A 22,604-nucleotide genomic window follows, 5' to 3' on the forward strand; every position below is an offset into this window, starting at 1 on the left:
CAGCCCTCAAGAGCCGCAGCTCAAAAGCCTGCTCGCGGCAGATAGTCAGAAAAAACGCTGCAAACCCGTTTGAATACCGCTCAGGCGCTCGCAATGTGGGCGCCAAATTAGAAGGCTGTGTGCTTCCTTGATGCTGAAATCTGTCACTAACGGCAAGGGCACAGTTAATTGGGACTTAAGGGACACGGCTTACAAACTTAACCACATCGAATCATTCAGTCGCGGCCGCATTATATGCCGGCGCGCTGAAGGGAAATTGGTTTGAAGCCGTTAATAGGGCGCTGCGTGATCGCAACGGTCACGAACTGGAGCACGATATGGTAGCCAAAGCGACACAAGCAGACGAGACACAGGAAGCAAGCTCGGACGCACCGGACGGACCGCTGCTCGACCTGTCGGATGCTGCCGTCAAAAAAATGATCAAAGCCGCCAAGAAACGCGGGTATGTGACCTATGACGAGCTGAACGAAGTCCTGCCGTCGGAGCAGGTGTCTTCAGAGAAAATAGAGGACACGATGTCCATGCTTTCCGACATGGGCATCAACGTCATCGACTCCGACGAAGCTGAAGACGGTCCGGAAGAAGTCGACGGCGGCGAGCTGGCGACAACCACCACGACCGCTGTTGCCAAGACGACCAACACAAAAGAGCCGGCCGACCGTACCGATGATCCGGTCCGTATGTATTTGCGTGAAATGGGCTCTGTCGAACTGCTTTCCCGCGAAGGCGAGATTGCGATTGCAAAGCGGATCGAGGCTGGTCGCGAGGCAATGATCGCAGGTCTTTGCGAAAGTCCATTGACCTTCCAGGCGATCATTATCTGGCGCGACGAACTCAACGAAGCCCAGGTGCTTCTGCGTGACATCATCGACCTTGAAGCGACCTATGCAGGACCGGACGCAAAAGCGGGTCCTGCCGTGGCCAATGACGATGTCGCACCGAGCGAAGCGACGGAAGAAAAGCCGAAGGACGGTGTCTCTGAAGAGACCGAGAATGAAGATGGTGAAGGCGAGAGCGAAGAGGACGACGACGAATTCGAGTCGAACGTTTCTTTGTCCGCCATGGAAGCCGAGCTGAAGCCGGGCGTTCTGGAAACCTTCGACAATATCGCCGACAACTACAAGAAACTGCGCCGCCTGCAGGACCAGCTGGTCGAAAACAAGCTGGCCAACAAGACGCTGTCTCCGAGCCAGGAACGCCGCTACAAGAAACTCAAGGAAGACATCATCGTCGATGTCAAAAGCCTGTCGCTCAACCAGAACCGTATCGATGCTCTGGTTGCACAGCTCTACGACATCAACAAGCGCCTGATGGGGTACGAAGGCCGGCTGCTGCGTCTTGCGGACAGCTACAATGTGGACCGTACCGACTTCCTGAAACAGTACCAGGGCGCTGAGCTCGACCCGAACTGGCTGCGCAAGGTTGCAAACCTTTCCACGCGCGGCTGGAAAAACTTTATCGCCAAAGAAAAAGAGACCGTTCGCGAGCTGCGTCAGGAGATCCAGACGCTAGCGACCGAAACGGGTCTGGAGATCACCGAATTCCGCCGCATCGTCGCAATGGTGCAAAAGGGTGAGCGCGAGGCGCGTATCGCCAAGAAGGAAATGGTCGAGGCGAACCTGCGCCTCGTGATCTCGATTGCGAAAAAATACACCAACCGCGGCCTGCAATTCCTGGATCTTATCCAGGAAGGCAATATCGGTCTGATGAAGGCGGTGGACAAGTTCGAATACCGACGCGGCTACAAGTTCTCGACCTACGCAACGTGGTGGATCCGTCAGGCAATCACGCGGTCGATTGCCGATCAGGCCCGCACGATCCGTATCCCGGTGCATATGATCGAAACGATCAACAAGATCGTTCGCACATCGCGCCAGATGCTGCATGAGATCGGGCGTGAGCCGACACCGGAAGAGCTGGCTGAAAAGCTTCAGATGCCGCTGGAAAAGGTCCGCAAGGTCCTGAAGATCGCCAAGGAGCCGATCTCTCTTGAAACGCCGATTGGCGATGAAGAGGATTCGCATCTCGGTGACTTCATCGAGGACAAGAATGCTGTTCTGCCGATCGATGCGGCGATCCAGTCGAACCTTAGAGAAACCACCACGCGCGTGCTGGCATCGCTGACACCGCGCGAAGAACGCGTCCTTCGGATGCGCTTCGGCATCGGCATGAACACCGACCACACGCTGGAAGAAGTCGGGCAGCAGTTCTCCGTGACGCGCGAACGTATTCGCCAGATCGAGGCCAAAGCGCTCCGCAAGCTCAAGCATCCGAGCCGGTCGCGCAAGCTGCGGTCGTTCCTGGACAGCTAACTGGCTGTAAAGGCAAATCAAAGACTGTGAAGGACCCGGCGCTTCTGCCGGGTTTTTTGCATCCGTGCTAATGAAGAAATGGTGATCGTGGAATTGCGGCCGAGGGCTCTTTTTTGGCCATAATCGAAGATATCAACCGTCCGATGATCGAGGCGGCCAAAGACGACGATAAAGGATTTGCCTGGGGGCTGGCGTTTTCGCTCGCGCTTCATGGCGCCTTGGCTCTCGTGCTTTTGGGTGGCATTTCCGGCTATGTGACGGAACCTGGCCAGGAACCGGTTGAAGTGGAGATCATCACGGTGCCGGTCCCGCCTGAAGAGGACGCGGCTGCAGAAGAGCAGGCCGAAGAGCAGCCTCAGAACGAAGAAGAACAGGAAGGCGACCTGCCGCCAGAGCCAGCGCCTCAGGAACAGGAAACGGAAGAAGCGGAAGCCGAGGAACCGCCGCCCGAACCGGCGCCTATCGAGGAAGAGCAAGAAACGGCAGAAGACCAGCCGCCGCCCTTCATTGAGGAGGCGGTTCAGGAATTTACCGAAGAAGACAGCGAGCCGCAGGAAAGCGAGCTTCAACCTCTGCAGGAGCCGGTTGAAGAAGAGGTGGCTGCAGAAGAGAACGCGACTGAGCCCGACGAAACGGAACCGTTGGAAGAAGCGCAGGAAATTGCCGACCCTGGTACTGAGGAAAGCGATGTCGCTGATGAGGTAACCGAAGACCTGACCGAAGAAGACGTGGCGTCCGATTTAGCCGAAGAAGATGCGGCCGAGGAGGAGGAGGTGAGCGAAGTCGAGGCACCAGAAGAGGAGGTGCCGGTAGAAGAAGAGCTTGCCGAGCTGGATGAAACAGCTGCCGAAACGCCAGTTGAAGCGGAGGCGGCGGAAGACTTTGACCCGCTGGCCGGACCGGTGACGGACACCGACACGGAAGTAACCCCCGAGCCGTTGCCGAAACCGGAGGAATTGGCTGAGGCCGGAACGGAGGCTGCGGCCGATGTCGGTGAAGCGGACGAGATCGCGCCTGATGATTTCGGCACTGTCGGGCCCATCATCTCCGCAGTTGCGCCTGCGCCAAAACCGGCGCGCCCGGTCGCACGTGCCGCACGTTCCGAGCCGGCCGCTTCATCGTCTGCCGGAACGGTACGCCGCCCAGGCCACATTCAGGCAAGGCAGATCTATTCCGCCAACAATCCGCGCCTCACATCCAGAATGCGCGGTCTTACAGAGGGAGAGCGGTTGAGCCTTCTCTGCATGACAGAGCTTGATGCGCAGCTAACGGCGGTGAGTCCTGTGCCGCCGGAAGCATTGCCGCGCGCGCGCGCAAGAGGGGGAACTGTGCTCGAATACCAACGCGTTGCGTTTCGCAGCCTCGGGCGCTGGTTTGACATCGCTTTCCGGTGCGAGACGAATGCAGGTGTGACGCGGGTCGAAAGGTTCAGCTTCAAGATCGGGGAAGAGATCCCCCGTTCGCAATGGCTCGCCCGCGGGCTGTCAGGCTTCTGACTTCCGGCACGGCACTGAAACCTTTTATCGGTCGACGGCTGTGATCGGCAGAAAAGTAGCGCCTGTGTTGGCAACATCGAGTTCGGCCTGAAGGACTTCCTGATAGTCCAGCCCGTAACCATAGTCCGCCTTGAAGTGTGCGAGGCCGATTGCTGGCGCCGGGATCATCACGCCCTCGTCCGGTTTGATCTTTGCTGCGCTTATCACGCCTATCTGCACAATGATGCGGGATATGGCAAAGGGATTTTCCCCCAGAATGTAGCTGTCATAAGGGTGATAAGGCATCGCCGGGTTCGTCAGGACGATTTCGCCCGAGATTGTTTCTCCGGGCACAACACGCCGGTAATAGGGTGCGTCCGTGGTCTCAACCCTCATGCCATCGGGGATCTGCAGCATCAGCTTTCCGGTGTAAAGCAATCCATTTTCGGCGGGCATGGTGTAGGCGAACTGGGGATCCACGGACAGACTTCCGTTGGCCGCGGGCCGGTACAGAAGATCAGCCACGTAGAGATCCGTGTTTTCCGTGTTGGTCACCTGATAAGCGATTGAAATCGAGGCGGCCGTAATTGCCTTTACGGTGACGGTCAGCATGCTTGTGCTCCTGGCGGGAATGGCTTGTTCAAACTGAGTTTGTGAAAACTAGTAACGCGGTCTCTGGTGTTCTTCGTCATTCTTGCCGATTTCCAGATCGTCGAAATCCTTGCGGATCTTGTTTTCGGTAAACTCGTTGTCTTCATATTCACCGAAACCAACTGCCTGCAATTCATAGCCCGGTGCCTTGTGTTTCTTGCCGTCCGATCCGGTGTATTCGACGTCCTTGCGCGGATCGTTCGTGCCGTGCGTGTCATGATAGGAGTGAATGAGCTCGTGCCCGAGGCCGATTGCCGGGTCGCGCGTCATCCAGTCTTCACCGTTGAGTTTGTCCCTGTCAGGATTGAAATAGACCGTACTGTCGGTGCCTGGCCCAGGCTTGTCGTTGACGGTGTCGTAATTGCAGTCGTTCCAATCCGCCGGCGCTTCCTGATTGCCCTTGCCTGGCTTGTTGACCCGGATCTTGGTCGTCTTGTCGCTCGAATCGAGCGCCATAAGCAGGCCCATCCCGGTCGGAGACTGAGCCAGCGTGTCCAGCGCATCCATGGTTTTTTTCTTGAACTCGTCGGTACCGTCCACCTTGATCGACGACTGACCGTTCTTGATCTTCTCCATCAGGGCATTGCGTCTGAGATCGGCAATCTGTTTGGGCGACAGGTTGGATGCCGCTCCGCCACCTGCAGCCGCGCCTGCAGCGCCGCCGGCTCCTGCGCCTGCACCGCCAGCACCTGCGCCGCCCGCGCCTCCGGCACCACCTGCGCCGCCGCCACCACCCGGGCCGGGCGTCATACCAATAAGCACCCTTGGATATCCGGTGGTGAGGGCACCCGCCTTGAGCGTCAGATCAGTCATACGCGCGGCAGGCAACCCTTCTACCAGAACGTTGAAAGCGCCTGTGATGATCGGGTCGCCACCGATGGGCGGCGGCGGACCGACACACAGGCAAAGGTCGGTCACCCGCGCTTGCGGGAACATGCCGGTGATTACGGTCCAGGCCCCTTTCCAGGCAATCGGCAAGGGCGTGCCCAGGCAACTCGGACAGGAATGCAAATCGACAATGATGCGGGACGCAGGAAATTTCATGGTCAAACCGGTTCTTTAAAAATCACGCCGAAAGTGTCAGCCGATTGCCGGTTTTCGTCAATGCCGCCGCGTCACACTTTGCCGGAATGTCGTGAAAGACAGGCTGTGGGTACCGACGAAGTTAGCCAGACACCGTTTTCAGTCCGGTAAAAAAGGTCTCCGTCACCCGCCATTTTCCCGGCATCAACCGCAAGCACGACCGGCTTTCCGTGTCTTTTACCGACTTTGATTGCCGTATCGACATTGTCCGACAGATGCACATGATGACGTTTCATCGGTTTCAACCCCACGTGCAGGATAGACGACAGAAATCTTTCGGCGGTGCCATGAAAGAGGAGGTCCGGCGGTGGAACAGGGGTCAGCTCCAGGTCAATCTTGAGGGAGTGGCCCTGCCGCGCGCGTATCATTGTGCCGTCTTCAGAAAACTCAAAGCGCTGTTTGTCATTCAAGGCAACGACATTGCCGAGCTTTGCAGCGTCGCAAGAGACACCTTTGTCGGAAAGTGCTTTCAAAACCGCGTCGACATTCGCCCAACCTGTTTCGGAAAGCGCCAGGCCGGCATCCTGCGGACAGTGCCGAAGCCAGTAGGAAAGCTGTTTGGAGATTTTTGTTATGTTTTGCATTTTCGGTATTTGTTTCGTGCCACCCCGGCCTTGAGCCGGGCCTCGACAAGCATTGCAAATTGGCCCCAGCTCAAGACCGAGGCAGTGTAAAAAAAGAAAACGGCGCGGGTTGCCCCGCGCCGTCCGTTGTTATGCCGCGCTGTCGTCTCGCAGCTTGACGAGATCGTTCATCAAGCCTCCGGTTCCGTTGTGGACCGTCAGCCGGTCCACCTTTCCGACGATCGATTCCAGCGCTTCCAGTTCCTTCAGCCGCAGCATGACCGGGTTTTCGGCCATGACCTTGGCGGTGTTCAGAAGCGAACGGGTTGCGTTCGTTTCTTCCCGGCGCCGGATCACGTTGGCTTCGGCCTCTTTTTCAGCCGTCACGACCTTGTTGAGGATCTCACGCATTTCACCCGGCAGGATGACATCCTTCAGGACGATATCGTGGATCTCGACACCGATCGCAGCCATGTCCGACTTGATCCGCGCGGTTGCTTCCGCATTGACCTCGCCCTTGCGTTCGAGGATCTGGTCCAGCTTCAGCGCGCCGAGCTGCTTCCGGAAAACCATCTGCAGCGCCCGGTGCAGCGTGTCCGTGAAGTCCTTGACCTCCTGGGCTGCCTTGACCGGGTCAACCACGCGGAATTCCGCAGACAGGTTGATCCGGATCGTGACACGGTCGAGCGTCAACACTTCCTGGCCGGTGACATCGAGGCTCTGCCGTTTCAAATCGATGAGCTTTTGCGTCAGAGACCGACCGGCTTTCCAGAACGCATGCACACCGGCCTCAAGCGTCCGGGTGAGGACACCGTCGACAAACAGCAGCGCAACACCTCCCTCGTTCACCCGAACGATTTCAAACTGCTGCGTCTGCTTCGCATCGCCCAGCCGGCGCATCAGTTTCTGCGTCAGCTCCGGCTGGTCCTGCGTGTCGATCAGTTCCCAGGTCCACGGTCCCGCATCCTTCCACAGAACGAGCCTTTCGTCAGGACCCAGAACCTTGTGAACCCGGCCGTCCCGCTCGACAACCGCCACTTCGGCAGACCGGGTCCGCACGACGGTCAAGTGCTTTTCAGCCACATCAGGGAGTTTATCGAAGAGCGCCTTCTCGTAACCGGAACGGAACTCGGGGTTCGCCAATGCCTGGCGCTCGATTACGAGCGTTCCACGGCCGTTTTTGAGGCTGTGTTCACCCGGTTCGAGGATACCCTGAAGCTCACCCCTGACAAGGTGCAGCGCCCGTTCGTTTTCGGAAATCACAACGCGGGTCCGCCCGCGGATTTTGTCGAGAATAGTCATCATTTCAATACTCCTTCCATGGCTCTAAGGCACTTGGCTGTCCTTTCTTCACGTTGATGTTGGGTTTGTGGTTGGTGGTTTCCGGTACGCCTGTCGGGCGATCCGGGGCGAAAAACACTAAGCGATAATGTGGAGACCTGAAGAGTGCACGAGGGCTCCCGACGGGTTCCCGGCCAGAGGGCCTTGCGGCGATGAGGCGGGTTGCGCCCCTTCGAAAAGGGGTGCGTCCGGCAAAATCGCAGCGCAGCCTTCGACGGCAACCGGGCGAGGGCGCCTGGCGTCGGCAATCCGCTCGCCTTGTCTAAAGACAGGGCTACACGTCCTGCGTCCGCAAGATCCCTTCAGATCCCCTATGATTTGAACAGCACCCAAAGCTGCCGGCTTAAGAAGCCAGTCCGGTTTTCAAGGCCGGGTTGTGGAGCGGGAGTTGAACCCGCGACCGTCGGGTTAGCAGTCCGATGCTCTACCTACTGAGCTATCCATGGTACACATGACAGGAGTCGAACCTGTTGCCTCCGGGTTACACCCCGGCGTTCAACCGTTGAACTTCATGCGCGGATCTCCGATCTGTCAGAACAGCATCCGCACGTAAACACGGCAGGGCCGGATCACGCGGGCGGCAGAAAAACAGCCTAACCGTTGATGTCTGTGCCAACCTCTTGATCGGTGCCGTGGTGATACTTCGTTTTCTTGAGTGGCTGCAAGTGGTAATTCCGTGCCATGATGAAAATGGTGCATTTACATCACTATATGTTGCTATTTTGCAACTATACTGGATTTGGGCATTGACCTCGGCAGCGGGGCAAAGCGCGCGGGATTTCGACCGGTAAGGCTTTGTAGACCAGCGGAAGTCATCCCCCTTGCGCGACACCCTGACGGCAGGCACACTCGCCGCTGAGTTGAAACGCAAGCTGTGCGAGTCGTCATGCCGAACAAGCAGTCCCGCTTCCTGATCGATACCTATTTCGCCGCCTTCAACGCCGGTGACACCAAGAAAATGGAAAGTCTGGTGACGGAGGATCTGATCCACGACGTCAACCAGGGCGAACGGCGGGTCGGCAAGGACAAGTTCTGGTCCTTTAACGTCCATATGAGCAGATGCTACAAGGAGCGCCTTTCGGATATCGTCCTTTTCGTCAATGAAGCGGGAACGCGCGCTGCGGCCGAGTTCATCGTCCATGGGACCTATATCAACACGGACGAAGGACTTCCTGCGGCAGAGGGACAGACCTACGATCTGCCTGCCGGCAGTTTCTTTGAAATCCGGGATGGCCAGATCGCCCGGATTACGACCTATTACAACCTTCAGAACTGGATCGATCAGGTCAAACCAGACACCGGTGAAGACGCCGAAACGTCCTGAATTCAACTGAAGGCTCCCGACCTGGGGTCGCCACCCGACGAACTGAGTAATCTTTGGGAGCTTCGACCAGCTTGAGGGCCGAGCAGGACACCAACACGTTACTGGTTGCTGCCCTGCTGTGCGCTATACCCAAAGACAGTCAGCCATCGGGAGCATCCTCATGACAGGAAACGCATTGATTGTCGGAGCCGGTTCGGGTTTGAGCGCATCGCTTGCGCGTGTCTTCTCAGGCGCCGGGTATACGGTTTTGCTGGCCGCTCGCAGTGCCGGAAAGCTTGCCGATATTTGTGAGGAAACCGGAGCCCGTGCGTTCGCTTGTGACGCGACAAAAGCAGAGAGTGTCGAGATGCTTTTTGCCGAGCTGGATGCAAACGGAATTACCCCGGATGTCGTGATCTACAATGCCAGCGGACGAACGCGTGGCCCGATCGCGGAACTTGACCCGGATGACGTTCGTGCGGCTCTCGATGTCACTGCCTTCGGTGCGTTCCTCGTTGCGCATGAAGCGGCCAAGCGGATGGTCCCGAAGGCTGCGGGAACAATGCTTTTCACGGGCGCATCTGCCGGTGTCAAAGGTTTCCCCCAGTCGGCTCCTTTTGCCATGGGGAAATTTGCCTTGAGAGGCCTTTGCCAGTCGCTGGCGCGTGAGCTGCACCCGAAAAACATCCACGTCGTGCACTTCGTGATAGACGGCGCCATTCACCGCGCCGACCGCGGTGCGCCTTATGACGATCCTGAAAAGACGCTTCACCCGGACGAAATCGCCCGAACCTATCTGGAAATGACCCGTCAGCACCGCAGCGTCTGGACCAACGAAATCGAGCTTCGGCCCTACGTAGAGCGGTTCTAGTTTCAAAGCCGCCGCGTAGCGCCCGGCTGAAGTGCGCACGTGGACTTAACACTTGTCTTTGGCAACACAGCACGCCCTCACTGTTTCGTTATTGTTGCAGCAATCTTCAAGCATGTAGCGCATCAGTGCGCCGACCGACTTAAAGTCAAGCCTGTATGTGATCTGGCGGGCTTGCCGGCTGGACGAGACCAGCCCGGCTTCGGACATGTTCGACAGGTGAAATGAGGTCCGCGAAGGTGTTGCACCAACGGCAGCAGCGATTTGTCCTGCGGCGAGCCCGCCGCTGCCTGCCTCCACGAGACATTTGAAAATACGCAATCGCGTTTTGCTGGAGATCGACGCAAAAGCTGCGAGTGCCATGGCTTCATCCATATTTCAAACTTTCTTGAAATGAAATCGAATCTGTGTTTGATTTTATTTCAAGGAAAGTTGAAATGAAAGGAAAAGACCATGACACCAAGTGAACTTCTTCAAACATTGCAGGCCATGCCGGGAGATCTGCCGCTCGTGTTTCAAACGGAGGGAGGCGACATCGGCGATGGCTATCATGTGACGGAATTCAAGCTTGCGAACATAAAAGGTATTGACTGCGGCGCCCGTCAGTCCGCCTGGACGGAAGCGACGTTGCAACTGCTTGACGGGCAGGGCGGGGGACATATGAAAGTCGGGAAATTCACTTCAATCCTAAGGCAAAGCGTTGCGAAGGTGCAGGGTCTTGGCGACAGTCTTCTGCATGTGGAATTCGCACACGAGAACAAGGGTATGAGGATCTATGATGTGTCGGAGCCGGTCTTGCGCGACGATGTGGTCGGCGTCGGATTGAGCGAAATTCGCGCCTATTGCAAACCGGCACAAGAACACATTGCAAAATCCGGAACGGCCGGTTGCTGCGGGTCGTCAGCGTCTTCATCGTGTTGCGCCTGAGACAGGTGGCAACAACTGCGTTCAGCGGGGGGGCGCTGATCCAATCCGTTAGAAGATGCCACAAAGGCGAAGGCTAACAACTGAACGGGTGGAACATGGTAGCACAATCATTTCCCGTACCTGTGTGGCGGGCCTGTTCGACACAAGGAACGCCGTTCCACCCGAAAATGCCATTTCCATTATATTTAATTCCCGAATTATAAAATCTGATTTCTCCAGTTTATGTTGCAAAATGCATAGGTATTTTACCTCGCACCGGCGCTGAAAAGGTGTCGCAACGGGCAAACGAGGTACGTTCAATGTTCGAGAATATCGGCTGGATCGTCGAAACAACTCTCAAGAATTGCGTGCATGACGCGTTCGGCGGCTTTGCCCGCTGACGGTTTGGCAGCATTCACTTCTTCGCAACCGACTGGACACAGAAAATGACCTACTATTCCGTACTCGCGGTAACACCGACCTCAGAAGACTGGATTCCGGACTACATCGCCCCGGCGAACAAACTGGTGGCACAATACGGCGGCAAATATCTGGCACGGACCGCTACTCATGAACAGATCGAAGGCACCAAGGACGACGCAGCCCTTCGCATTGTGATTGAATGGCCTTCAAGGGAAGCTGCCATGAACTTCATGAACGATGCGGAATACGCGCCACATCTGAAGGCGCGCACCGCAGGGTCGAACAGCTTTCATTTCCTGATCGAAGGCAAGGATGACCTTGCCTGAGCGACCTGAAACCAACAATTGACCGTCCTGCAGATAGGCGGGGCGGTCGTGTGTTACATGGCACGGGATTTACTAGAATGAGCAAGACCATACTGGTGACAGGGTCGACGGACGGGATTGGCTTGGAAACGGCGAAAGCCCTGAGGGAAAAAGGGCACACCGTTCTGCTGCATGGGCGTAACCGGCAAAAGCTCGACAAGGCAGAAGCCGCCCTTCTGGCGATCCCGGCAAATGCTGGCGTCGAGACCTTTCAGGCCGACTTTTCGAAACTCACTGAGGTCGCGCAAGTGGCGGACGAGATCAGGAACAGTCACAGCAAGATCGACGTCCTGATCAACAATGCCGGCATCTTTCGAGCGCCGGTCGACCTTACGGATGACGGACTGGACATTCGCTTCGTAGTCAATCTTCTTGCGCCCTATTTGCTGACGCGGGAATTGCTGCCGCTCATGGATGTCAGCAGCCGCGTGGTCAATCTGTCGTCTGCCGCGCAGGCCCCAGTCAACCTGAATGCGCTTGAGGGACAAGTGCGTCTTTCGCCGATGGACGCCTATGCGCAGAGCAAGCTGGCGCTGACCATGTGGACACGGTTCCTTGCCGGAGAACTGGGTGCGAACGGACCTGTGATCGTCGCGGTCAATCCGGGGTCCTTGCTGGCCAGCAAAATGGTGAAGGAAGGCTTTGGCGTTGCTGGCAACGATCTCGGCATTGGTGTCGACATTCTCCTGCGCGCTGCCCTTTCGGACGCGTTCACGGGTGCCTCCGGCAAATACTTCGACAATGACGGCGGAAGGTTTTCAGACCCGCATCCGGACGGATTGAATGAAACCAAGACCGCAAAACTGATGCAAACGGTCGAGGCACTGACGTCCAGGGTTGTGTGACAGGACGCTTCGCAAATCATACGCGCCGACGCATCGGAAGAACTTGCAAGACGGGTGTTGCAAAAGTGTATCAGACCACCTTTGCAATGCTGCGTTTTGCTGATTGTAACTGTTTTATGGGCAAATAGTGCCGTAAGGATAAGGTGTTATAGTCAACTGGCGGTACTGGAGAAGGGCATGAAATCGTTTCTGGTCGGAGCATTGAGTTCCTTCCTTTTCGCCTCCGGTGCTTTGTCGGCCGACCTCTATTCTGCTCCGCCGATCGAGCCGGTGCCGTCTCAGATTGTCGAGAAACGCTGGAAATTTGTCGTTGCTCCCTATCTTATTGCACCGACCATCCAGGGGCACACCGAAATAGGCCGTTTGCCCGCGACCGAGCTTGACGTGTCGCCCAGCAATATTTTCAAGAACCTGAAGTTCGGCGGAATGGGGCACTTCGAAGTGCTTTTCGACGACCGCTTCGGTGCCGTTTTCGACATCGCCTATATGGATCTGGGCGATGACAGGACCTTCCCGGCCGTGGGTGGATCGGTAAACGCCGGCTTCAAACAGCTGATCAGCGAACTGTTCTTCGGGTACCGGTTCTACCGCTCGGAGCGCGCATGGGCAGAGGCCTATGCAGGCGCCCGCGTGTGGTACAACCAGATCAACGTTTCGGCATCCGTGCCGGGCAACAGTTTTTCCACGACACTGGATGAAGCCTGGGCCGACCCGGTCATCGGATTGCGGGGTCAGGTGTTCCTGAACGACAAGTGGTCCCTTTACGGAACAGGTAACATCGGCGGGTTCGACTTCGGCTTCGCCTCCGATTTCACTTGGGGCGTCCAGGGCGGTGTCGGCTATCATTTCAACGACCGTGTGGCTCTGCAGCTGCATTACAAGGCAACCGCCGTCAACTTCGACAATGACAAGTCCGGTATCCGGAACTTCCAGTACGACACGATCACCCATGGACCTCTGGTCGGTCTGGCCTTCAGTTTCTGAGTAACCAGCAGCTAGCGTGAGACAGCACGAACCGCCCTTGACTCTCCGAAAAGAAACTATATAACTAGAAATATAGTTATATTGAATGGATCGAGAATGGTTCTGGAAGAAGCTGCTCAGGGATTTGCGGCGTTGGGCTCGGAGGCCCGCCTGCAGGTCGTGCTCACCTTGGTAAAGGCCGGACACACGGGCCTGACGGTGGGGGACATCCAATCCCGCACTGGCATGGCCGCGTCGACACTCGCACATCACCTGAAGTTTCTGTCTTCCGCCGGTCTTGTCATCCAGGAAAAGGACGGGCGCTCGGTGATAAACCGGGCCGCATTCGATCACCTGGAAGGTCTGGCCGGATACATTCTCAAGGAATGCTGCGTGGACGAGGGCGGCTGTTAAGCCTCTCCCATCAGGGATTGATAGACATGTCAGAGACGATTGAACGCGTTGAACTTGACCAGGGCGGCGGGGCCGCGAGCTGCTGCGCGCCAAAAACCGCATGCTGCACGACGCCGGAGCCCAGATGGACCTGGAAGTCCTTCCCGGGCAAGGACTATATCTTTTCAACCTGGACCATCGTGCTCGGCGGTCCCTTGATTGTGCTGCTTTTCGATCAGATCCAGTTCGTTCCGTTCGTGAGCTTCGCGATCAGTGCGTTTCTGGGAACGTTGCCTTACATCGCCTTTGCGGTTGCCCTGATTGCCTGGCTTAAGGCTGCAGGCGCGGAAGCCTATGTCGGACGCGCATTTGCAGGACGCGAGACGCAGGCGATCTTCCTGGCGGCACTTTTCGGCGGCCTGGCACCATTTTGTTCCTGTGAGGTTATCCCGTTCATTGCCGGATTGCTGGCCGTTGGTGCACCGCTCTCGGCAATCATGGCATTCTGGCTGTCATCGCCTCTGATTGATCCGCCAACCCTGCTTATTACGGCCGGTGCCCTCGGGTGGTCCTTCGCAATCGGCAAAGCCGTGTTTGCGGTCGCGTTGGGTCTGTTCGGCGGCTTTCTTGTTTCCATGCTCCTCAAAACGGGCACGTTTTCCAATCCGGTCAAGATCGGGTCCTCGGCAAGCGGTTGCGGCTGCGGCGCATCTCCGCAAACCGGCCGCCCTGTCTGGAAGTTCTGGGGTGAGGCCGAGCGGAGCGAAAAGTTTCGCACTGAGCTTAAGGCAAATGCCTTCTTCCTGGTGAAATGGCTTGCACTGGCATACGTGCTGGAGGCGGCGCTGGTCACCTATGTGCCGGCCAGCCTGATCGCCGGTGTTGTCGGCGGTGAGGGGATCGGATCGATCGCGATCTCCGCCCTTGTCGGGATGCCGGCCTATCTCAACAGCTACGTCGCGCCTCCGCTTCTGGCGGGTCTTATGGAGCAGGGCATGAGCGCCGGTGCCGCAATGGCTTTCATGATCGCGGGTGCGGTGAGTTCCATACCGGCCATGGCAGCAGTCTGGTCTTTGGTAAAGCCTCAGGTCTTTGCCACCTATCTCGGACTGGGTTTCGCGGGCGCTGTTCTGTCCGGCCTGATCTTCCAGCTCTTCATTTGAGGAACGTGAAATGCACACAGATGTCTCGGTGAGGGTTGAACCACATCAGGATGCGACGAAAAAACTTCTTGTTCCTGTCGGGTTGCCAACGCCGCATGAATTGCCGGTTCATTTCAACATCACCGGCGGCGCTTTCACCCTCACCGGTGAAAGTGCAACCGGTCAGCTCGTGGCCGTGGTGATGCCGGAAGCAGAGCAGCCTGTTGAGGTATCTTATTCCTTTCTTGAAGGCGGTCCAGGTTACCCGGACGCACTATTCGAACCGCACAGGAACAAGTTCACACAAGCGGCTGAACAGCTCGTTTTCGACGCAATCAACATTGCTGAAACACAGCCGGACGGACATGCGGCAATCCAGGCGCTGGTCAATGCGGCCGCCGAAAAATTCAGGTACGGACACCCCGAAATACGGTTCAACGATGGTTGCGACGAAGTCCCTTACCTTGCATGCGGGCTGACGGAGGGCTCGTGCATCGACATCAACACTTATCTGATCGCATCACTACGTGCGGCCGGGTACGAAGCCGGATATATCACCGGATACTTCTTCCCTGAAGAAAAGAACGGGTGCTGTGAAGACGCCCATTGCTGGGTGGTCACGCGTCACAACGGCGTCGTTCTGGAATGGGATATTGCTCATCACCTGAAATTGGGGACGAGAGACGTATGCTGCGGGCTCAATCCCAAGCCCGGTGACAGGGTTGCCGTCGCCCATTCCATGGGTCTGACATTTCCGGAGCTCGGCATTTGCTGCGAAAAACTGATCAGCGAACCCGCATGGATCTCCGACGGTGGGCGGTTAGAGAAATCGGAGGTCACGATCCGGCGTCATATTCGAAAATCTGTCGCTGCTGCCTGACCCACGTGTTCAGCCGCGCTTTCGGCTGAACACCATTTTCTGGCTAGCAAGTTTGTCCTGTGGTCCGGTCCAGGCGTAGGCGAGAAGCGCTGGCTCAAGCTTGGACACCGTAATTCTGTGTGTGTGCTCAGGTGGGTTGAAGATCATCGACCCTGGTGCATAGACGCCTTGGTGATTTTCTGAGACCGCACCTGACAGACAGATGTAGCTTTCCGAAATGCCGCTATGGGCGTGGGACGGATAAATGCATCCCGGGGCGAACAGGACCAGCCCAAGTATGACTTCCGTTGTCAGAACCGGTCCATTCGGACCGCAGAACTCTGCATAGGCATAGCTTTTGCCGAGGCCCCTTGGAACTTTCTCATATCCATATTGCCAGGTGAGCTGAGTTTGTACGCTCTCAATCGCGCGGATGAGCGGTGCCGTTCTCTCCAGTCGGCCTTCGTCCAATGCCCTTTTCAGATGCGCCGTGACCGGTTTTTGGGCGGGTTCGCCAAAATCGATAACCGCTTTGGATTTGTTGACGCGGCCGATCGCTTCCCTGACCGCGCGCTGGTGCGCGCGTATCTTGTCGCTGCCTCCCGAAGACAGGAAACGGTATGCCTCGTACAATTCCCGCAGCAAATAGCCCCAGTCCGGATAATCGGACAGGAATTGCCGCGAAGAAACGGTCTCATCGCCCTTTTCGTTGTCGTCCAGCACGTGGTTGCCTCTCTCTAGATATCCGGGCCGGTCTTTCGATATCATTCATGGCCCGGGATTCAAGAAGCAGTTTTTGCGCCAGTTTTACAGTTGGTCCTTTGGGCAAATGCCGGTCCACCGGCAACCCGCGACAAGGCTCACACGGGTTTGTAGGCGACTACGTCAATCTCGATCTTGGCATCTACCATCAATTGCGATTTCACCGTTGAACGTGCCGGAGCACCATTTGGAAAATAGCTGGCGTAGATCTTGTTGAAGGTCCAAAAATCCCGCGTGTCATCGAGCCAGACATTGACCTTGGCGACATCCTCGAGCGTGCAGCCTGCCTTTTCAAGAACGGCCACCACATTGTCCATTGTGCGCCGTGTCTGGGCCTCGATCCCGCCAGGCTCGATCTCGCCGTTTTCCTTCATGGCAACCTGGCCCGAGATGAACACGAAGTCGCCGGCCCTGACTGCGGGTGAGAAGGGCAGGTTCTGTCCGCCGGCTCCAGTACGTTCCACGCCAATGCGTTCGATAGGCATTTAAGTCTCCATTATCGTGATATTCGAAACGACGATTGATCCAAGGGGTAAAACGGTACGTCGGCGTTACCAGACCTGGCCGCGCGCCGCGACAGGCATCGGTCCGGTGAGGTCAGCACCGCGCACGCCTTCGACCCTGTCCAGCATGTTGGCAACCACGCAGGCATGGTTGGGCACGATCCGCAATCTTTCACCGACGTTCAGATTGATCGGGCCATCTGCGACGATGCGCCCGTGTTCTTCGCTGAGCTGATCAATTGCAAGATCGTCGCGGCCAAGCACATGTCCGTGTCCGACCTGACCGAAGAGATCCGTCGTCAGGACTTTCGACCCGGCATCAACGATCGCGTGGTGAGGAGAGGGAACCGAGACAACGGTTGCCAGAACCGTGAGCGCACAATCGTGCCAACCGCAGGCACCGTGCGCCACAAGCGAGCGGTCGTTGTAGACATAGGTGCCGATCCGGTGTTCCGTCACGGGCCCATTGCCGTGCGCGCGCCACATGTCGGGTGAGCCGCCGGAGGAAACAACCTGCACCTCAAGTCCTTCAGACTCAATCAGAGCTTTCGCCTCGTTTAACCAGGTCTCTGCCTCATCCATCCTTCCGACTGGAGGAAAGGTCATCAGGCCACCAAATCTGAGCCCTGGCAGCCTGTCGATAAGGCCGGCAAGACCTGCGGCCGCGGCAGGCGATGGAACGCCGCACCGGTCCGCGCCCGTATTGCACTCGACAAGCACGGTCAGCGGCGCCTCCGCATCGGCAAATGTCCGGCTCAGTCCCTCGGCCACGACTTCATTGTCCGCAACGACGGAAAGCCGCACTTTTTCTGAAAGGGCACGCAGGCGCGCGGTCTTGGTGCCGCCAAGGATGTTGTAGGTGATCAGGACATCCTCGATGCCTCCCTCCGCGACCATAGCCTCTGCTTCGCTGACCTTCTGGCAGGTGATGCCGACAGCGCCCTGTGCGACCTGGTATTTCGCCAGGCTGGGCAATTTGTGTGTCTTGATGTGCGGGCGCAGCTTCAGCGCGTTGCTGTCGCAATAGGCCTGGTATTTGCGGATGTTGGCCTCGGCAACGTCCAGATCCACTAGAACGCAAGGTGTGTCGAGGGTCGGGAATATCATACGAGTTCCTCGTGATGGGGATTGTCTACCATCGGCCATATCTCGCGTTTCAAACGGGTGTAGGCTGTCCGGCGCGGGTCGCTAGGATAGGGCCCATCGACGGCAGCATAAAGAATTTCTCCCGCGATAGGTGCAAAAGCGCCGTGGAAATGATTGGTCGACTTGACGATGAGGATTCGCTTGGCGTCCGGATCTATTCCGAGATTTGTGAAGAGGTCCGGCGAGAAAGCCTGGGACCGGTTGGAATTGAGCACGATATCCAGGTCCCCGATCCGGATCGCCGCGCTGTTTCCAAGCGGAACAACGGACGCGCCGAAACTCTGGACGGCATTTTCAACCAGCCGGGTCACGCGGACCCGTGCATCAATAGGCTGCCCGGCATGGGCCGATGTCTTGCCGCCGAACCTTAGATCGAACTCGGCGCCTTCACCGGCCGCAAAGCAGAGCCGCACCGCCATCGGATCCCAGATCGTACCGAGAGCGACGCCTTTCAAATTCAGGTCAAGAACATGCTGAAGAAGGATAGTTGAATCCCCGGCAACGCCGCCGCCGGGATTGTCCCAGACATCCGCAATGACCACCGGCGCATGGGAGCCCCTGTCCGCACGCATCAGGGCTTCGACCGGTGCAAGAAACTCCGGGGCTGCCCGTCCTCGGAACCCGAAAAGTTCCATGCCGAGGTCTCGTGCAAGCCGGCCGCCTCGAACCGCGTCTCCATCCGTCGTCACGATTATTTTTGCGCCGAGGTCCGGCGAGTCGCCGGCCATGAAGCCGTGGATGACGGACGCTGTCAGGACGTCGCCTGCGCGTTCGAGCGCCATTAGCCTGTCGATGAAACCGCGCATCGGCTGAAGGCTCGTTGGCAGAATGTCGATCATGCGCACATCGAAGACGCATATAACGGGAGAGATTTTGCCGCGTGCCGCCCTGAGGGTCAGATCTGCGCAAGCCTCACCGGTTTCGACGAAATCGGTGTGCGGAAACTCCTTGAAGACGGTGATGATGTCGGCGTTTTTCGTGCATTTTTCGCTCATGTGGCTGTGCGGATCGAAGGTCGCGCCGATCCGGCAGTCCGGGCCTGCGATCTCCCTTGCGGCCTCCAGAAGATCACCCTCGCAATCGTCGCAGCCGTCGGCGATCATTGCACCGTGCAGACCGAAGATGACGGCATCGAGTGGCAGTGCCGCCTTTAGCTGGTCGAGAACCTCGGCGCGAAGGCGCTGCCAGGTCGGGCCGCTCACGAGACCGCCAGGTTCGGCCCACGTCGCGGTCCCCTCAATCAACTCGATCTCGCCGCGTACGGCGCGCTTGCGCAAGGCTGGGAACACGGCGCTGCACAGCGTCGGTGTTTCTGGGTGTTCACCGGGCGGTGCGTAGAAGCTTTGTTCAAAGTCTGAAAAGTCCGTCCTCAAGGGAGAAAAAGTGTTGGTCTCGGTCGCGACGGAAGCACAAAAAACGCGCATGAAAACCCCGGTCAGAATGAAAAGGCGGCGAGGGGAGCCGGAGCCCCCCAAGCCGGGGAGGAACCTTAGTCATACCCTCATAAATGAGACCGCAATGGCGCAGCAAACGGCGATGAGATGCCAGGAAAAGTGCGAGAAGCGGGCTTCCTGCCCGGTTGAGCGCTTTGAGGCAGCAGATCGAAGCCGTTTCTGCGGCCCTCCGGGATAAGGAGAATTTGCCCTGATACTTTGTTGCGAAGCTTTGAAAACCGGACGGTTTCCTGCAGCTTCGCGCCGCGTATCCGAACAAATTCATCCACACCATTGCGGCCTGATTTATGAGGGTATGACCTTGGTCAGTTCAGGTAGCTGCTGCCGTTGGCAGCTTCGACTTCGCTCTTGAAGAGGGTGAGCAACTCGGTCGCCTTGGCATCAAGGTTCTCGGCGACATGGGTCTCAAAGGCCGGCTGCGTCGCGCCTGCCATGGCCTTGCGCTGATCATCCGTCAGGGCAGTCACCTCGATCTTGTCCATCAGGCCCGCCAGGCCCCGGTCGGAGGCCTCTATGATACGCGAGAGGCCCCGGCTGGCGGCGACGCAGTTTTCCGCCGCAACGCGCAGGGTGTCCTGTTCCGCCTCGCTCAGGCCTTCGAAGAAGGCACGGTTGACCATGAAGGTATACGGCGAAAACAAATGATTGGTGAGGGTCATGTATTTCTGGACTTCGGCGAAATTGGCGAAGGAAATGATCGGGACCGGGTTCATCTGTCCGTCGATCACGCCGGTTTGCAGACCGGAATACACCTCGCCCCAGCTGAGCGGATAGGCTTCAGCACCTAGTGCCTGGACGATTTTCTGGTGTGACGGCAGCGTCATTGTCCGGATCCGGATGCCGTCGAAATCGTCGAGATCGGCGATGGGCCGTTGCGAGTTCGTGACGGCAAAGAAACCACCCGTGTCCGGAAAGCCGAGAACAACAACGTCGCCGAGGGTTTCCTCAATGTCCGCCGCCAGCGCTTCACCGAAGAGGCCGTCGAAGACGGAATAGGTGGACGCATTGTTGGCGAAGGCGAAGGGAAGGTTCAGAACGTCGATGCGCGGATAGTAGCTGGCGAGCGCACCGGTCGACGTAAGGGTTGCCTGGATGACGCCGTTCCGGACCTGGTCAACATGCTCAGCTGCCGATCCAAGCTGGTTGGAGCCGAACACTTCGACGGTCACGCTGCCATTGGTGTCGGCGGCGACGATGTTGGAGAACACCGCCGTGCAGGCGTGGGCCGGGTTTTCGAACGGGTCGGTCTTGTTGTCATGTCCGAAGCGGATGACACCGCCTTCGGCCAGTGCGGTGGTTGCGGTCAGTGCGAGCACAGCGCCTGCAACGAACCCCTTCTTCAAAGTCTTCATGATTACCTCCTCAGTTGAAGACGTGGTCTATTGGGCAAATCCGAAGGCGCGCGGCAGAAACAGCGCCGCGTCCTCCCAGAATGCGAACAGGAACAGGATGGTGATTTCGGCGATTAGAAACGGCGTCAGCTTGACTGCGATCCGTTCCAGTTTTTCCCCGGTGACAGAGGACAGGACGAACAGGCAGGCACCGACCGGCGGCGTCATCAGCGAGATGTTCAGCGCCAGCACGAAGATGATGCCCGCATGGATGGGCTCCAGGCCGATCTGCTCGGTGAGCGGCACGAGGACAGGTGCCAGAATGATCAGGATGGCGGTTATATCCATCACCATGCCGACGATCAGCAGGATCGCTATGATGATGGCGATGACCGCATAGGGATTTTCGGAGATGCCGAGGACCGTTCCGGCCAGCATCTGCGGAATGCGCTCGAAGCTCATCCACCAGCCGAGAATGCCGGCAAAGGCAATGATCACGAAGATGACGCCGGTGATGCGCGCCGTGCGCACGAGCATGGAATAGAAATCGCGCACGTTGAGTGTCCGGTAGACGAAGATCCCGATGAAGAGCGCATAGGCAACGGCGATCGATGCCGCTTCCGTCGGCGTGACGATGCCGCCGAGAATGCCGCCCAGAATGATGATCGGCATCAGAAGCGCGGTGAGCGACGACACGAACGTGGCCCAGACCTCGCGCAAGGTGGCTCCCCGGGCCGCCTTGGGGAGGTTTTCGCGTTTCCCGCCAATGACGATCACGCCCATGCAGACAAGGCAGATGACAAGGCCGGGCAGGATGCCGGCAGCGAACAGGCCGCCGATGGAAACTCCCATAAGCGAGCCGTAGACGACCATGAGACCTGACGGGGGAATGGTCGGCCCGATGATTGATCCGGCGGCGGTAACGGCGCAGGCGTAGTCCCGCGAATAGCCTTCCTTTTCCATTGCCGGAACCAGTGTGCGGCCAAAGGCGGCGGCGTCGGCCGTAGCCGATCCGGTCAGGCCTGCAAAGAAGACAGAGGCGAGCATGTTGGCGTGGGCGAGGCCGCCGCGAAATCGCCCGACCAGAACCTGGGCCAACTTTACGAGCCGGTCGGTGATGCCGATACCGTTCATGATCTCGCCGGCCAGAATGAAGAATGGCATGGCAAGAAACGGAAAGATGTTCAGGCCGTTGAAGATCTTGCTCGGGCCTATGGCCAGGAAATTGGGCCCGCCGCCCATGTCGATCAGTCCGACGACGCCTGCGAGCCCTATGGCAAATCCGATCGGCATTCCGAACAGGATCAGGAGGACGAAGGTAACGGCGACAATCATGCGCTCGCCTCCACGGCTGTGTCGAGCTGAAGGCCCTGATCGCGAAGGAGGACAAGAACAAGTTGGAAGATTGCCAGGAAAGCGGAGGCGGGAACGGCCCAGAAGAAGGGTTCCAGCGTTGCGCCGAAGATCATCGCCTGCCGGGATGCGCCGCTCTGGGCAAACCCGACGCCGAACCAGAGCACATAGGCAAAAAGAGAGATCGCCAGCAGGTCGATTACGATGAGCACGCCGCGCCGGACAGGAAAAGGCAGCTTCATCAGGAAGGAAGTCAGGCCGATATGCTCACGGCGGGCGATGCCGGACGAAACCGCCAAAAGGGCTGCCCAGATCATCAGGTAGCGGGCGAGCGTTTCCGGCCAGGGCAGCTGCCAGTGAAACCAGTAGCGGTCGATGACGCCGATCCAGACATCGATGACAAGCGCCAGCATCAGGACAGCGACGACTGCCTCGATCAGCCGATTCAGCGACCCTCCGATTCTTTCTGCCAGGATTTTCACGTTTGCCCCTCCCGCATGAAACTCCGTTAGATAATTTCGCGGGAATAGGTAATGAGTCAAGGAATTTTTGTCATTTAATTA

General features: G+C 57.8%; 23 protein-coding genes and 2 tRNA genes. 11 read left to right on the plus strand and 14 right to left on the minus strand.

The window, feature by feature from the left end:
* The first annotated feature begins 317 nt into the window (after positions 1-317).
* Both rpoD and Q0915_RS02855 read left to right on the plus strand, forming a co-directional pair.
* Entirely contained in the window at positions 318-2,312 is a 1,995-nt protein-coding gene (rpoD, locus tag Q0915_RS02850; RefSeq protein WP_299473052.1) for an RNA polymerase sigma factor RpoD, read from the plus strand.
* A 113-nt stretch (positions 2,313-2,425) separates the two neighbouring features.
* Complete coding sequence (locus Q0915_RS02855; RefSeq protein WP_299473054.1) at positions 2,426-3,808, plus strand: DUF930 domain-containing protein; 1,383 nt, start codon at positions 2,426-2,428, stop codon at positions 3,806-3,808.
* 24 nt (positions 3,809-3,832) lie between these two features.
* Here the strand turns inward: Q0915_RS02855 and Q0915_RS02860 are convergent, their stop codons facing one another.
* The 6 genes from Q0915_RS02860 to Q0915_RS02885 form a co-directional block, all read right to left on the minus strand.
* The gene (locus Q0915_RS02860; RefSeq protein WP_299473056.1) at positions 3,833-4,399 is read right to left on the minus strand and encodes a hypothetical protein; all 567 of its coding nucleotides are present in this window, start codon (positions 4,397-4,399) and stop codon (positions 3,833-3,835) included.
* 48 nt (positions 4,400-4,447) lie between these two features.
* Positions 4,448-5,482 (minus strand): M91 family zinc metallopeptidase, encoded by a 1,035-nt coding sequence (locus Q0915_RS02865; protein ID WP_299473058.1) that lies wholly within the window; start codon positions 5,480-5,482, stop codon positions 4,448-4,450.
* Positions 5,483-5,553: 71 nt separating this feature from the next.
* The gene (locus Q0915_RS02870) at positions 5,554-6,105 is read right to left on the minus strand and encodes an RNA 2'-phosphotransferase (RefSeq protein ID WP_299473060.1); all 552 of its coding nucleotides are present in this window, start codon (positions 6,103-6,105) and stop codon (positions 5,554-5,556) included.
* 129 nt (positions 6,106-6,234) lie between these two features.
* Positions 6,235-7,386 carry a slipin family protein gene (locus Q0915_RS02875; RefSeq protein WP_299474665.1) on the minus strand — a complete coding sequence of 384 codons (1,152 nt, stop codon included), beginning with the start codon at positions 7,384-7,386 and terminating at the stop codon, positions 6,235-6,237.
* Positions 7,387-7,802: 416 nt separating this feature from the next.
* Positions 7,803-7,867: transfer RNA gene (locus Q0915_RS02880), tRNA-Ser, on the minus strand.
* A gap of 1 nt (position 7,868) precedes the next feature.
* Positions 7,869-7,942 (minus strand) — tRNA-OTHER (locus Q0915_RS02885).
* Positions 7,943-8,311: 369 nt separating this feature from the next.
* Here Q0915_RS02885 and Q0915_RS02890 point away from each other — a divergent pair.
* Positions 8,312-8,749, plus strand: coding sequence for a ketosteroid isomerase-related protein (locus tag Q0915_RS02890; RefSeq protein ID WP_299473062.1), 438 nt, complete (start codon positions 8,312-8,314; stop codon positions 8,747-8,749).
* A 160-nt stretch (positions 8,750-8,909) separates the two neighbouring features.
* Positions 8,910-9,599, plus strand: coding sequence for an SDR family NAD(P)-dependent oxidoreductase (locus tag Q0915_RS02895; protein ID WP_299473064.1), 690 nt, complete (start codon positions 8,910-8,912; stop codon positions 9,597-9,599).
* A 45-nt stretch (positions 9,600-9,644) separates the two neighbouring features.
* Here Q0915_RS02895 and Q0915_RS02900 read toward each other — a convergent pair whose 3' ends face one another.
* Complete coding sequence (locus tag Q0915_RS02900; protein ID WP_299473066.1) at positions 9,645-9,959, minus strand: metalloregulator ArsR/SmtB family transcription factor; 315 nt, start codon at positions 9,957-9,959, stop codon at positions 9,645-9,647.
* A 90-nt stretch (positions 9,960-10,049) separates the two neighbouring features.
* On the opposite strand from Q0915_RS02900, the gene Q0915_RS02905 reads away from it, so the two are divergent.
* From Q0915_RS02905 to Q0915_RS02935, 7 genes are all read left to right on the plus strand, one after another.
* Positions 10,050-10,523 (plus strand): DUF6428 family protein, encoded by a 474-nt coding sequence (locus Q0915_RS02905; RefSeq protein WP_299473068.1) that lies wholly within the window; start codon positions 10,050-10,052, stop codon positions 10,521-10,523.
* A gap of 425 nt (positions 10,524-10,948) precedes the next feature.
* Positions 10,949-11,251 (plus strand): DUF1330 domain-containing protein, encoded by a 303-nt coding sequence (locus Q0915_RS02910; RefSeq protein ID WP_299473070.1) that lies wholly within the window; start codon positions 10,949-10,951, stop codon positions 11,249-11,251.
* Between the two features lie 77 nt (positions 11,252-11,328).
* On the plus strand, positions 11,329-12,135 hold the full coding sequence (locus Q0915_RS02915; protein WP_299473072.1) for an SDR family NAD(P)-dependent oxidoreductase: 807 nt from the start codon (positions 11,329-11,331) through the stop codon (positions 12,133-12,135).
* Between the two features lie 177 nt (positions 12,136-12,312).
* Complete coding sequence (locus tag Q0915_RS02920) at positions 12,313-13,119, plus strand: hypothetical protein (protein ID WP_299473074.1); 807 nt, start codon at positions 12,313-12,315, stop codon at positions 13,117-13,119.
* Positions 13,120-13,215: 96 nt separating this feature from the next.
* A complete protein-coding gene (locus Q0915_RS02925) occupies positions 13,216-13,512 on the plus strand; it encodes a metalloregulator ArsR/SmtB family transcription factor (RefSeq protein WP_299473076.1) in 297 nt (98 codons plus the stop codon).
* 26 nt (positions 13,513-13,538) lie between these two features.
* Complete coding sequence (locus Q0915_RS02930) at positions 13,539-14,654, plus strand: permease (RefSeq protein WP_299473078.1); 1,116 nt, start codon at positions 13,539-13,541, stop codon at positions 14,652-14,654.
* A 10-nt stretch (positions 14,655-14,664) separates the two neighbouring features.
* A complete protein-coding gene (locus Q0915_RS02935) occupies positions 14,665-15,513 on the plus strand; it encodes a transglutaminase-like domain-containing protein (RefSeq protein ID WP_299473080.1) in 849 nt (282 codons plus the stop codon).
* A 9-nt stretch (positions 15,514-15,522) separates the two neighbouring features.
* Here Q0915_RS02935 and Q0915_RS02940 read toward each other — a convergent pair whose 3' ends face one another.
* From Q0915_RS02940 to Q0915_RS02970, 7 genes are all read right to left on the minus strand, one after another.
* Complete coding sequence (locus Q0915_RS02940; RefSeq protein ID WP_299473082.1) at positions 15,523-16,260, minus strand: dimethylsulfonioproprionate lyase family protein; 738 nt, start codon at positions 16,258-16,260, stop codon at positions 15,523-15,525.
* Positions 16,261-16,352: 92 nt separating this feature from the next.
* On the minus strand, positions 16,353-16,739 hold the full coding sequence (locus Q0915_RS02945) for a RidA family protein (RefSeq protein ID WP_299473084.1): 387 nt from the start codon (positions 16,737-16,739) through the stop codon (positions 16,353-16,355).
* Positions 16,740-16,805: 66 nt separating this feature from the next.
* Complete coding sequence (locus tag Q0915_RS02950; RefSeq protein WP_299473086.1) at positions 16,806-17,864, minus strand: alanine racemase; 1,059 nt, start codon at positions 17,862-17,864, stop codon at positions 16,806-16,808.
* Positions 17,861-19,327 (minus strand): M81 family metallopeptidase, encoded by a 1,467-nt coding sequence (locus tag Q0915_RS02955; RefSeq protein WP_299473088.1) that lies wholly within the window; start codon positions 19,325-19,327, stop codon positions 17,861-17,863. Before Q0915_RS02955 ends, Q0915_RS02950 begins: the two co-directional genes overlap by 4 nt.
* A 335-nt stretch (positions 19,328-19,662) precedes the next feature.
* Positions 19,663-20,709, minus strand: coding sequence for a DctP family TRAP transporter solute-binding subunit (locus tag Q0915_RS02960; protein WP_299473090.1), 1,047 nt, complete (start codon positions 20,707-20,709; stop codon positions 19,663-19,665).
* A gap of 27 nt (positions 20,710-20,736) precedes the next feature.
* Entirely contained in the window at positions 20,737-22,023 is a 1,287-nt protein-coding gene (locus tag Q0915_RS02965; protein ID WP_299473092.1) for a TRAP transporter large permease, read from the minus strand.
* Positions 22,020-22,523: a TRAP transporter small permease gene (locus Q0915_RS02970; protein WP_299473094.1), complete on the minus strand. Its 504-nt coding sequence runs from the start codon at positions 22,521-22,523 to the stop codon at positions 22,020-22,022. Before Q0915_RS02970 ends, Q0915_RS02965 begins: the two co-directional genes overlap by 4 nt.
* Positions 22,524-22,604 lie beyond the last annotated feature (81 nt).

The organism is uncultured Roseibium sp., from assembly GCF_947494555.1.
Taxonomy (GTDB): domain Bacteria; phylum Pseudomonadota; class Alphaproteobacteria; order Rhizobiales; family Stappiaceae; genus Roseibium.